This is a genomic window from Devosia sp. WQ 349K1 (assembly GCF_016595685.1).
Lineage (GTDB): Bacteria > Pseudomonadota > Alphaproteobacteria > Rhizobiales > Devosiaceae > Devosia.
The window spans coordinates 116,589-128,423 of sequence record NZ_JAENGO010000007.1 but is presented as its reverse complement, the minus strand read 5'-3'; the positions used below and the strand labels follow the sequence as shown (position 1 = coordinate 128,423).

The following is an 11,835-nucleotide window of genomic DNA, read 5'->3' as shown; positions in this document are numbered from 1 at the left end:
GCGATTACTTCCAGTTCTTAGCGTTTGCGATCGACTGGGTGGCAAAGCGCACCGGGTCGGATGGCTTGTCGTGTTCGGCGACGAAATACTGAGCCTTGGTCTTAGCCTCGACCTTCTTGATCAGCTCTTCCCAGCCGACAACGCCAGTGCCAACATCAGCCCAACCGTCTTCGTCGGTCTTCTCGCCCGCAGGAGCGATGTCCTTGACGTGGACGGCGGTGATGCGGTCGCCGTATTTATCGAACCAAGCGACAGGATCAGTCTTGCCGCGGATCACCCAAGCAACGTCGCATTCCCATTCGATGTTCGGAGCGGTTTCGAGGATGATTTCCATCGGGGTACGGCCGGAGGTCGTTGGATGGAATTCAAAATCGTGGTTGTGCCAGCCAAAGCCGTAGCCGGCCTTGGTGTACACTTCGCCGAGCTCGGCGAGCGTTTCTGCCAATTCGAGCCACTTGCTCTCATCTTCCGAGCGTTGGTCTGGCATGATGAACGGGCAGTAGATGCGCTTTACGCCGATGATTTCGGCGGTCTTGAGCGCGGTAGCCGTATCCTTGAGCTGATCGAGGCCAAAGTGGCCGGTCGGCATGGAAAGGCCATTGTTTTTGAGGTGCGCAGCAAAGCTTGCAGGATCTTCATAGAGACCGCCGTAGCCTTCGACCTGCGTGTAGCCAAGTGACGAAAGCTTGGAAAGAAATTCTGGCAAGGATGGATAGTTGCGCGCGCTATACAGCTGGAATGACAATTGAGTCATTAGGGTCTCTATTCATACGGTTCATGCGGTGACGGTGAGGCTAAGTCGCCTGTTCCGCTGCGTCTGTCTCATTGGGCAGAATGACCACCGCGAAAGTAATATTGGAGGTAAAGAACGGCGCCCCGTAGGACGCCGTTGCTAAATCTTAGAGGCGGTTCTCAGTCTGTGCGTTGAACAGCGAGCCGCGGGCGATATCAAAGCCAAGTGTAACCTTGTCGCCGACGTTCAGGTCGATGTCGCTTGAGCACCGGAAGGTCACCGAAACACCAGCGACCTTGGTCCAGGCCAGAGTTTCCGAACCCATTGGCTCAACGATTTCGATTTCCGCCTGCGTGGTGAAGGGCGAACCCTGCGCCGCGTCGCCGAGGAAAATGTGTTCTGGGCGAACGCCGAGCACAGCCTTGGTTGCGCCTGTTACGGGCTTGACGAAATCATACGTGCCGACCGGAATTTTGGTGCCATCTTCAGCGGTGAAAGTGGCGCCATCCAGCGTTCCGTTGAGGAAGTTCATCGACGGCGAGCCGACGAAGCCCGCGACGTAGAGATTGACCGGCTTGTTGTAGATGGTGTGCGGATCAGCAAGCTGCTGAATGACACCATTCTTCATGATGGCAATGCGGTCAGCGAGCGTGAGCGCCTCGATCTGGTCGTGGGTCACGTAGATCATGGTGTTCTTCAGGCGCTGGTGGAGGCGCTTGATTTCAACACGCAGGTCCGAGCGCAGCTTAGCGTCAAGGTTGGAGAGTGGTTCGTCAAAGAGGAAGACGTCCACGTCACGTACCAGTGCACGGCCAATGGCGACGCGCTGGCGCTGACCACCGGAGAGGTTCGCTGGCTTACGGTGGAGAAGTGGCTCGATCTGTAGGATTTCGGCAGCACGCTTGACGCGCTTGTCGATCTCTTCTTTTGCCATGCCGGCAACGCGAAGACCAAACGAGAGGTTCTTCTCGACGGACATCTGCGGATAGAGCGCATAGGACTGGAACACCATGCCGATGCCACGGTCCTTGGGCTCTTCCCAAGTGACGTTCTTGCCGTTGATGAAGATCTGGCCGTCGGACACTTCCAACAGGCCCGCGATGCAGTTGAGCAAGGTGGACTTGCCGCAACCCGATGGGCCCAAGAGAACGATGAATTCGCCCTGCGCGATGTCCAGGTTGAGGTTTTCGAGAACCTTGACGGAGCCGAAGTTGAGGGACAGGTCTTTAATGGAAACGCTTGATTGCATGGTCGTTATCCCTTCACGGCGCCAGCGGCGACACCGCGGACAAACAGCTTGCCGGAGACAAAGTAGACGATCAAAGGCACGAGGCCGGTGAGTACGGTAGCCGCCATGTTGACGTTGTACTCAGGCGTACCCTGGGCGGAGTTGACGATATTGTTCAGCTGAACGGTCATCGGCTGGTTATGCGTGCCTGCGAAGACAGCGCCGAAGAGGAAGTCGTTCCAGATGCCGGTGATCTGCAGGATGAGCGCAACCACGAAGATTGGCAGCGACATTGGCAGCATGATCTCAAAGAAGATGCGCCAGAACCCTGCCCCATCGACACGCGCAGCCTTGAACAGCTCTTGTGGCAGGGACGCGAAGTAGTTGCGGAACAGCAGCGTCAGGATCGGCATGCCGAAGATGGTGTGGATCAGAATGACGGCTTCGAGCTTGCCGAAAATGCCCAGTTCACGGGTGATCATCACGAGCGGATAGAGCATCACCTGATATGGGATGAACGAGCCGAAGATGAGGATCGAAAAGAAGATTTCCGAGCCCTTGAAGCGCCAGTTGACCAGAGCATAGCCGTTAATCGCGGCGATGAAGATCGAGACGATCGTGGAGGGAACGGTGATCTTGACCGAGTTCCAGAACCCCGGGGACAGGCCATTACAGGTCAGACCCGTACAAGCACTGGTCCAAGCACTGACCCAAGCATCAAAATTGATCTGGTTCGGCAGTGCGAAAATCGAGCCGAAGCGGATTTCCGGCATGGTCTTGAACGAGGTCGAGACCATTACATAGAGCGGAAACAGGAAGTAGAGCGCGAAGAAAACCAGCGTCGTGTAGAGCATGATCTTCTTCGGGGTGAAGAAGGGCTTTGGCTTGGGGCCGCGCGGTTCGGTCGACGAAACAGGCGCAGCGCCAGTCATGGTTGCAGTGGTACTCATGTGCGTTTGCCCTTCCCGCCGAATTCCAGATAGGCCCACGGGATCATGATGATCATGACGGAAATCAGCATCATGGTGGCTGCGGCCATCGCCTGGCCGATATTGCCGCCAGAGAACATGTAGTTAACGACGTATTTGGCAGGCACTTCGGACGAAATACCGGGGCCGCCATTGGTGAGCGCAACGACCAAATCGTAAAGGCGCACGATGCCGGAGCCGATCAGCACCACAGCGGTGACGAGAACGCCACGCATCATTGGCAGAACGATCGAGATATAAGTGCGCCAAGTCGGAATGCCATCGACGCGCGCGGCCTTCCAAATTTCTTCGTCAACGCCGCGCAGACCGGCAAGCATGAGAACCATGCAGAAGCCAACGCCCTGCCATAGGCCGGCGATCAGCAGCGCAAACAGCACCATGCGCGGATTGGAAATCCAATCGAAGGTAAAGTTAGCCCAGCCCAGATCGCGCATCGCGCCCTGAAGGCCGAGAGTGGGGTTCATGATCCACTGCCAGACAAGGCCAGTAACGATGAACGACAAAGCGAAAGGATAGAGCATGATGGTGCGGAAGGCGCTTTCAAAGCGGATCTTCTGGTCCATCAAAACGGCCAAGAGGAAACCCAGTACCAGCGTCAGCACCAAGCTCATGGCGCCATAGGTCATCAGATTGGTGACCGAGATGTTCCAACGGCTGGTCGCAAACAGGCGATCATACTGGTCGAAGCCAACGAACTTGCCAGTCGGCAGTAGCTTCGAGTTGGTAAAAGAATAATAGATGGTCCAGATCGTGCACCCGACGAAGACGACGAGAACTGTCGCGATCATGGGCAGCGCCGCTATTTTGGCGGGCAGGTTTTTCCGGAAGGTTTTTTGCAGGAGACCAGGTCGAGCGACGTCGCGACCCTCCTCCACCGTTTGAACGGCTATGTCCGCCATTTTTCTCTCCATTGAGAAGATGGTCGACCTCCAATCCGGAGATCGACCACCGCTTTCAGGAATGAGAACTAGTCCTCATTCAACTCAGGCAGGATTAGTCAGCCTGAGCGACGATTTCGGCACGGCGCTCGATGTAGTCATCAACAGTGATGTTTTCATCGGCGAAGAACTCGAGATCGAGATCCTGCAGCTGCTGCTGGGTGTCGCTCGAGAGCGAGAAGTCACCCGATGGCAGCAGGCCATTGCCGAGCAGGTCGATGGCCTTCTTCATGCAAGCGTTCGCGCCCGACAGGTCGATGTCGGTACGGATCGGCATGGAGCCCTTGACCATGTTGAACTTCAGCTGAGCTTCTGGAGAGATGAGCAGGCGAGCAAGATCTGCCTGTGCATCAAGAACTTCCTGAGAAGTGCCTTCTGGGAGCTTAGGGAAGTAGAAGCTGTCGCCACCGCCGGTGAGCTGAGTGCCAAGGCCGAGGCCAGGAAGGCATTCATAGTCTACGCCTGGTACGCCGCCTGCGATCTGCAGGTCGCCAGCGAGCCAGTCACCGTGGATGTTACCAGCAGCTTCACCAGCGAGGAGCTGATTGCCAACGTCGCCGAAGGACGGAACCATGGTTTCTGGTGCAGTGACCTTACGGAGCGAGTCCATAGCTTCCGCAACCTTGCGGAACTCTGGCGAACGCACAGCTTCTGGGTCTTTGTCGCGGTTGATCTTGAGAACCAGATCAGCACCACCGATACCCGCCATCAGAACGCCTGGTACGCCGTTGATCGGCCAGCCGGTTGCGAGACCGAATGGCAGAATGCCGGCTTCCTGCAGAGCAGGCCAAGACGCTACGTATTCGTCCCAGTTGGTTGGAACTGGCTGACCAATCTTTTCGTAAGCCTTGGTGGAGAGCCAGAGCCAATCCCACGAGTGGATGTTTACTGGCAGGCAGTAGAGACCGCCTTCGTACTTGCATGGCTCAAGCTGGGTCGGATCGACATAGAAGCTTTCGATGTCCATGTCAGCGACGATGTCGGTCAGGTCGCGCATCAGGCCAGCCTGGATCAGCTCTTCAGCGTCACGGCCGGTGTTCATCATGGTCGCGCCCATTGGGTTGCCACCGATGATGCGGGAAATGATGACTGGGTTTGCGCCAGTGCCCGAACCAGCAAGGGCGCTATCGACCCACTTGTTGCCGGTTTCAGCTTCAAAAATCTTGGCGAATTCAGAGACCGCTGCCGCTTCACCAGCGGAAGTCCACCAGTGGGTGACTTCAAGATCAACAGCGTAAGCAGCAGTCGAGCCGAGGAAAGCGGTTGCCATAGCGGCAACCACTGCGAACTTCTTCATGAGATTGTCCTCCCGAGACACGGGGCGCCACCGCCCCAGTGATGCACCTGATGCAACCCTCCTCTTCCCAGAACAGGAGCCGCATCGGTGTGTAATCGATTGCATGTGCCCCCTAAAATGGCATTGCAATCGATTTCAGGAGTTTCATACACGCCTTGCGCTGCTGTCAAGAGTGTTTTACATCGATTGCATAAGCTGTCAGCACAGAGGGGAGCTGCCAGACGTGTCTGAGCATAGAAAAACACCTACAATTCAAGATGTTGCCCTAGCAGCGCAAGTATCGACTGCCACTGTGAGCCGCGCTTTATCTCACCCAGATCGGGTGAGTGAGACCACGCGTGCAAAAGTTGCTGATGCGATCCATGTAACCGGTTACACCCTCAATTTAGCGGCCCGCTCGTTGCGGCAAAGGACTACCAAGACTATATTAGTTGCACTTCCCGATATCAGAAACGGGTTCTTCTCGTCTATTCTGGATGCAATTGAGCGCGAGGCTACGGCCCGCGGATACGGCGTTTTAATTGCCAATCTCTACATCGGCGCCGAGAGCGCTATGCAATTGCAAAGCTATTTGCTTTCCAATCGCGCCGACGGACTTTTGCTGCTGGATGGGTCGCTCGACGCGCGGACTCTGCAAATTCTGACCTCAGAACCGCATGCAATTCCCCTCGTGGTCGCCTGCGAAGAGATCATGAACGCAGGGTTCCACACGGTGCTCACCGACAATGCGCAGTCCGCTGACCGCGCGACCCAGCATTTGATCGATCTTGGCCACAAACGGATTGGGCACCTGCTCGGACCAGAGAGCAATGTTGTCGCCAAGGAGCGGCTCAAGGGATTTCTGGCAGCGATGAAGCGCGCAGATCTGCCAGTGTCGCCAGAGTGGCTGCTGCGCGGCAATTTTGAAATGGACAGCGGGTTTGGCGCGGCATCACGCTTTGCCTCACTGTCTGAACGTCCGACGGCTGTGTTCGCAGCCAATGACGAATCGGCGATCGGGTTCATGTCCGGCTTGCGTCGACACGGCATCCTCTGCCCGCGCGATATTTCCATTATCGGCTATGACGATCTCGACGTGGCGGCGCACTATACCCCTGCCCTGACGACAATAAGACAGCCACGGCAAACGCTGGGCCGGATGGCCGCAGAAACGCTGATCGACATGCTGGAAGACGGCTACACCAAGCGCGGACAGCTGCGCATTGTGCTGAACTCGGAGCTCATTGTTCGGGAAAGCACCAGTCACCCACAGGCAGACGCGTGAGAGCGCAAGTGGGGTGTGGTAATTTCAGCAAAATGCTGTAAAGCAAAGCCCGCTAGGCCCCTTAGCTCAGCTGGATAGAGCAACGGACTTCTAATCCGTAGGTCGCAGGTTCGAATCCTGCAGGGGTCGCCAATTTTCTGACATTGTTATCGAACTTTCGGCAGGCGGGGCAGCGTTTGCGCACTGCCCCGGAGCATTCGGGCTCGATTGCATTGCTTGGTCACCTGATCCATCAAGCCTAGCGTTGTTTGACGACGCCAGGGCAGGATGGGTCAGTGACATCGGCTAGTCGATTTGTCCGGCCATGGGCAGACCGTTGGAGCGCCAGGCCTCGATACCGCCACGGTACCAATAGGCCTTCCAGCCCGCCATACCAGCACGCAGAGCGGCATTGTAGGAGGAGCGGTCCTGCATGCCTGCGCCGAAGAAAATGATCGGCACGGATTTGTCGCCGCCGGTTTCCTCGGTCAGCCAGTCTTCGATAAGCCCCTGAAATCGATCTGTAAGGCTGCCGTCGCGCCCGGCATCGACCACTGCAAAAGCGCCGGGCAAGGTTTCTGCGCCGCCACTGGTATCCACCAACAACCAATTATCGTTGCCGGTCAGTAGGTCGACGATGGCGGGGGTCGTCAACACATCGGCGCGCATGTGAGCAGCGGGTGTTGGACCGCGATAGGGCGCGGGAAACAGGACGGAGGTTGCAGGGACACCATAATCGGCCAGCTCGTTGAGCGCGCCCGCGGTAACCATCATCTCTGAGGTCACGGCGACAGTGTCGGCCTGAGCCGGTGGTGCGGAGGATGTCTGCGTTCCACCCAATTCCACCTCAGCGAGCATGCCAATGAGATATTCGATGAGGTCGTAGCACATGGTGATACTGCCCTCACTCGGGTTGTACCATGCGTTGAGTTCACCGCACTGGCGATAGGTCACGCTCAGGTCACGCGGTAGAACGTAAGTCTTGGCAAGGTCTTCGGCAAAACCGCGCAGACCATCTTCAAATGTTTCGACCAAGAAGCGGCTAACCGGAGTTGTCGGCTGCTCGAACGTCACCTTCACAGCAGCGCCGGGGGCATCAGCCATCAAATGACCGTCTGGATGCCAGGTGCTAATGCGCGTGTGCGGCGCCAGGATTGTGCGCCAAGCGCGGTTTTGGCGATTGAACTCTTCGGCGCAACGCGACAGCGTCCGCTCTTCCATGCCGACCTGCTCGGCGATGTGTTCGTAAAGCCCCGGATTGCCGCCGTAGATCACGCAGAACGTATTGCGGAAGCGCCGCAAGTCGCCGGTGTGCTCGTCCTGCCAAGGCAGTTGCTGACCGGTCTGGGAATTGATCATGCCGCCATAATACCAGGGCAGAACGGAGTAGATCGCCACTTCGCGGCCGATCAGATCGATGTTTTCATCGCCCGAGGGATACATGGTCGGCTCGACGACGCGCAGCGCGGAGAAAATGTCGACCGCGTCCTCTTCCGGCCCAGTGGAGGGCAATTGCAGTTCGGCAATCAGGGCATGCCCGAATTCATGCATGAATATGCCATTGGTGACGCCCAGATAAGCGCCGATCAATTGCGACTCATGCGTGTTGATGAAGGGGATGCCTCCCTCCCCCGTTGAGGAGGTTGGGGGAGGAGCAGCGCTGGTTCCAGTCGTTTGCGGCGCTGCAGCATTGCTCGTCGACACGGCAAAATCGCTAAAATAGAAATCGCCACGCTCGTAGGCCAAGATGCCAACGGCACCGCCAAGAATTGCCTGCTCATTGACCTGTGCGATGAGCTTTCCATTGAGGAAAAAGCCACCCACGCCGGGCTGTTCAACCCATTCCAGCAGATCAGTCCCGTCCACCTTCGCAGCACCCGGGAGGCGACCGATCTCGGTGGATTTGCCGTCCTCACCAAAGCACAGGACAAGGCCATCACCACCCAGGGTGATCTCGCCAAGGCATGAGTTCTTGGTGGTAGCGCTTTCGACAACAATGCCTGCCGCCGAGAGTTTGAACTCCTCGACAGTCCGGCCTTGCGGGGGACGAATGTTGACGTTGACCTTTACGACGCGCTCGCCGGAAGCGACGGGGCCGCCCATAGGCATGGTGAAGAAGTTTTCCGAGCTGGCCTTGCTTTCGTTGACCAGCACCAACCACTCATTTTCGAAAAACGTGCCCCACCCTTCACGGTTTCCGGAGCCAATGATCGAGGTCGCCAGCGGCCCCATGATCTCGGCCATGCGGGTGGCGTTGGCGTCGCTCCCCGCCGGTGGCGGCGTTGTGGCGGGGGCATCAGCGGGTGCTGACGCGCCTGCGCTGCCGCCCCGTGGAGGGAGACCCGAGCCTTGAGCCGGTGGAGGAGCAATGTCCTCCATATCTGTCACCATGAATTCAGCGACGCCAAAGGTGCCACGCTCGAAGGCCATAACCCCAAGCTCGTCGCCCAGCGCGGCGGCGTTGGGGACGTCACCCAGCAGCTTTCCGTTGACGATGAAGGTGCCAAGACCGGGCGTTTCGATCAAATCAATGACGTCAGTACCATCGAGCTTTGCGGCTTTGGCGACCGTGGCGACTGATTCAAATTTTCCATCGATGACGCAAAACAGGTTGGCAGCTGCTTCCGCGGTCAACTCGGCGACGCAGGTTCCCTTGTTGGCACTGTTGCGCACCACCATCCCGATGGCAGCAGTGGGCTGGTCGGAACTGATGGAAACATTGACGGAAGCACGACGTCCCGCGGCACTGGGCGGGCCCGCTTTGATGGTCAGCGTTTGTTCGGATTTTTCGAGAGTGTCGTTGCGCATAACGAACCAGCCATCTTGCTCGCCGGCAAACCAGCCGCGTTGCAATTGCTGATCCACAACACCGTCCAGCGCTCCCAGTATCTGCTGGCCGAATGCCGGGCCGGACAGTGACAACCCAGAGGCTGCGACACAAAAAGCTAACTTAGAAAATTTCATCGACAACCTGATAATCAAAACTGCTGCGAGGCAATGTGGACTGGGTAAGCGACCGGGCGTCCAAGAAATATTCTAGCCGCCGTAAACTCAATCAATCAAACTGGTATTCCAGTTTCGTGCAAGATGCCAATTGCGGGTGTGCATGGAGGCCGGTTTCAGGACCTGCGAGGCGCACAGTTTGCGCAAGTCGATGAATGGTCGCTCTCGGAAAAATTTGAGCACTGCCAATGATCAAGCAGGCCTGTGCAGCCAGATCCATCTGACATATTTGAAGAGCAGAATTTTAGTCTCGGCTCGCGGGACAAAAAAAGACCGCCCCCGAATGGGAGCGGTCTATGCCGTTTAGCGTAGAACAGAATCTGTACCGAGCTTATGCCGTTGTGCTGCGCGGAATCAGCATAGCGAGTACTGCGCAAACCACGGCAGCGACCAGCCCCATGACGAAGACGGAATGGAACCCGGCGCTATGATCAGCACTGGCTGTGCTCGCAAGGATCGAGCCTACCAGTGCTGCGGCTACGGTGGTGCCGAACGAGCGCATGAGCGTATTCAGGCCGTTGGCGGCAGCGGTTTCACTGCGCGGGACCGCATCCATGATCAGCGCGGGCATTGCTGCGTAGCCAAGACCGATGCCGATGCCGATGACCACATTCACGATCGGAATGTAGATGGCTTGCAGAGGCACCAAAACGCAGAAGAGATAGGCCACCGCAATCACTGAAGCGCCAGCCACGAGAAGCGGGCGAGCACCCACGCTGCGGGCAATACGACCGGAAATCGGCGACATGGCCAGCATGGCCAAGCCGGCAGGCATGAGCATCAGGCTGGCGGAAAGAAGATCGATGCCCATTCCGCCCAAGGCTGCAGGAAACTGCAGCAATTGTGGGAAGGCGATGCTGGAGGAGAACAGGGCAAAGCCCATGGCCACCGACGCAAGATTGGTGGTGAGCACGGCAGGCTTAACGCTCACGCGCAGGTCGATCAATGGGTTGGAAATACGCAGCTCGTAGATGGTCCATAGCGCCAAAGCGACAAAGCCGACGCCAAAGCACAGCAAGGTCGGCATAGCGCCCCAGCCCCAAGTGTTGCCACGGGAGATCGCAAGCAGCAATCCAGTGAGGCCAATGGCGAGACCGATGACGCCGACAACGTCAACGCGTCCACCGCTCTTGACGCCGGTCTTTGGCACCACTGCCCAGATCAGCGCAAAGGCGACTGTGGCGAGACCCGCCGCCAAAATGAACAGCATGTGCCAATCAAGGTTTTCGGTCACCAGAGCGCTGACCGGCAAGCCAATGGCACCGCCAACGCCGAGCGTCGCACTGACCAAAGCAATGGAACTGCCCAAGCGCCGCGTATCGACAATGTCGCGCAGAAGGGAAATGCCGAGAGGGATAACACCCATGCCCATGCCCTGAAGCGTGCGGCCAAGGATCATGGGTATGAGGCCTTGAGACATGGCGCAGACCAGCGAACCAAGGGTCAGAATAGCCATAAGGATCAGCGCGACAGCACGCTTGCCGAACATATCGCCGAGCTTGCCGACAATCGGGGTTGATACTGAGGCTGCCAAGAGAGTGGCTGTGATCACCCAAGCGGTGTCTTCTGCAGGCGCATTGAGCAATTCAGGCAGCTTGCTCTGAATCGGAATGAGGATCGTCTGCATGAAAGACGCGCCCATGCCCGCAAAGGCAAGAACGCCTACGGTGAGGCTTTGTCTTGCGCTGCTATAGGGTGAAGAAAAAACATGAGCGGAGTCGGCTCGCACGAAAGGCCTCGAATTTTAAGATTGGGTCTACTATATGAGACTGCGTATCACACGATAGGGAGTCGTGAGAAATGAATTTGCGCGAACGCACCGCTGAAATCATGCGGACGGAAACGGCACGAGCGGCGCTCGATGTGCTCCTCGCGCATGGTTATGATGGCATGACGGCGGACGAACTCGCCAAGGCGGTTGGCATCTCGCGAGCGACATTCTTCCGATATTTCGGATCTAAGGACGAAGTGATCATCGCTGCGATGCTGGAGGCTGACGACTTCTTTGAGCGCAGGTTCCGGGAATTTGCGGCCGACACGGGGGAAGGTCTGTGGGCGCGGATGCGCCGGGCATTTGAACCCACTGTGCTGGCCGCAGAAACGAACAGCGAAAAATTGCGGGCACGCACGCGCCTTATTCAGTCGCAGCCCATGCTAGGGGCTAGGTTGCGTCGGGCACGCTTGCCGCAGATTGAACGTCTTGCAGCTGTGCTGGAGGAAGAGGGGCTGACCGACATCCAAGCTCACGCAATGGCCACGGCCGCAATTGCCGTACTGGATTATTGCTGGTCGCAATGGGCGCGAGACGATGAGGCTTCGCTGCGGTCCATCCTCGACGAAGCGTTCCGCTTTATGGGACGCTAAAGGCCGGCTAGCACCGCAAAAGATGAGAGGCGCAGACACT

Annotated in this window: 9 protein-coding genes and 1 tRNA gene; 3 read left to right on the top strand and 7 right to left on the bottom strand. The window is 57.5% G+C overall.

The genetic code is table 11. From position 1 onward, the window contains the following. Positions 1–4 precede the first annotated feature (4 nt). The 5 genes from JHL21_RS14630 to JHL21_RS14610 form a co-directional block, all read right to left on the bottom strand. Positions 5–754, bottom strand: a complete 750-nt coding sequence (locus tag JHL21_RS14630; protein ID WP_169194146.1) for a sugar phosphate isomerase/epimerase — start codon at positions 752–754, stop codon at positions 5–7. Positions 755–899: 145 nt separating this feature from the next. Then, on the bottom strand, positions 900–1,982 hold the full coding sequence (locus JHL21_RS14625; RefSeq protein ID WP_200214255.1) for an ABC transporter ATP-binding protein: 1,083 nt from the start codon (positions 1,980–1,982) through the stop codon (positions 900–902). A 5-nt stretch (positions 1,983–1,987) separates the two neighbouring features. After that, positions 1,988–2,911, bottom strand: coding sequence for a carbohydrate ABC transporter permease (locus tag JHL21_RS14620; RefSeq protein ID WP_169194148.1), 924 nt, complete (start codon positions 2,909–2,911; stop codon positions 1,988–1,990). Next, a complete protein-coding gene (locus JHL21_RS14615; protein ID WP_200214253.1) occupies positions 2,908–3,849 on the bottom strand; it encodes a carbohydrate ABC transporter permease in 942 nt (313 codons plus the stop codon). Before JHL21_RS14615 ends, JHL21_RS14620 begins: the two co-directional genes overlap by 4 nt. A 94-nt stretch (positions 3,850–3,943) precedes the next feature. Further along, on the bottom strand, positions 3,944–5,185 hold the full coding sequence (locus tag JHL21_RS14610; protein WP_169194150.1) for an ABC transporter substrate-binding protein: 1,242 nt from the start codon (positions 5,183–5,185) through the stop codon (positions 3,944–3,946). A 223-nt stretch (positions 5,186–5,408) separates the two neighbouring features. Between JHL21_RS14610 and JHL21_RS14605 the strand changes: the two genes are divergently transcribed. Continuing rightward, the gene (locus JHL21_RS14605; RefSeq protein WP_169194151.1) at positions 5,409–6,449 is read left to right on the top strand and encodes a LacI family DNA-binding transcriptional regulator; all 1,041 of its coding nucleotides are present in this window, start codon (positions 5,409–5,411) and stop codon (positions 6,447–6,449) included. 55 nt (positions 6,450–6,504) lie between these two features. Beyond that, a tRNA-Arg gene (locus JHL21_RS14600) sits at positions 6,505–6,581 on the top strand. Positions 6,582–6,734: 153 nt separating this feature from the next. Here the strand turns inward: JHL21_RS14600 and JHL21_RS14595 are convergent. Both JHL21_RS14595 and JHL21_RS14590 read right to left on the bottom strand, forming a co-directional pair. After that, positions 6,735–9,350 (bottom strand): DUF4344 domain-containing metallopeptidase, encoded by a 2,616-nt coding sequence (locus JHL21_RS14595; RefSeq protein ID WP_200214251.1) that lies wholly within the window; start codon positions 9,348–9,350, stop codon positions 6,735–6,737. 412 nt (positions 9,351–9,762) lie between these two features. After that, on the bottom strand, positions 9,763–11,160 hold the full coding sequence (locus JHL21_RS14590) for an MFS transporter (protein WP_367948205.1): 1,398 nt from the start codon (positions 11,158–11,160) through the stop codon (positions 9,763–9,765). 71 nt (positions 11,161–11,231) lie between these two features. On the opposite strand from JHL21_RS14590, the gene JHL21_RS14585 reads away from it, so the two are divergent. Then, on the top strand, positions 11,232–11,795 hold the full coding sequence (locus JHL21_RS14585) for a TetR/AcrR family transcriptional regulator (RefSeq protein ID WP_200214247.1): 564 nt from the start codon (positions 11,232–11,234) through the stop codon (positions 11,793–11,795). The last annotated feature ends 40 nt before the right edge of the window (positions 11,796–11,835 follow it).

What these genes read in the sequence shown, in the direction of transcription:
- JHL21_RS14625 (WP_200214255.1), bottom strand. Translation starts at nt 1,982, where the DNA reads ATGCAATCAAGCGTTTCCATTAAAGACCTGTCCCTCAACTTCGGCTCC.
- JHL21_RS14615 (WP_200214253.1), bottom strand. Translation starts at nt 3,849, where the DNA reads ATGGCGGACATAGCCGTTCAAACGGTGGAGGAGGGTCGCGACGTCGCT.
- JHL21_RS14610 (WP_169194150.1), bottom strand. Translation starts at nt 5,185, where the DNA reads ATGAAGAAGTTCGCAGTGGTTGCCGCTATGGCAACCGCTTTCCTCGGC.
- JHL21_RS14620 (WP_169194148.1), bottom strand. Translation starts at nt 2,911, where the DNA reads ATGAGTACCACTGCAACCATGACTGGCGCTGCGCCTGTTTCGTCGACC.
- JHL21_RS14630 (WP_169194146.1), bottom strand. Translation starts at nt 754, where the DNA reads ATGACTCAATTGTCATTCCAGCTGTATAGCGCGCGCAACTATCCATCC.
- JHL21_RS14585 (WP_200214247.1), top strand. Translation starts at nt 11,232, where the DNA reads ATGAATTTGCGCGAACGCACCGCTGAAATCATGCGGACGGAAACGGCA.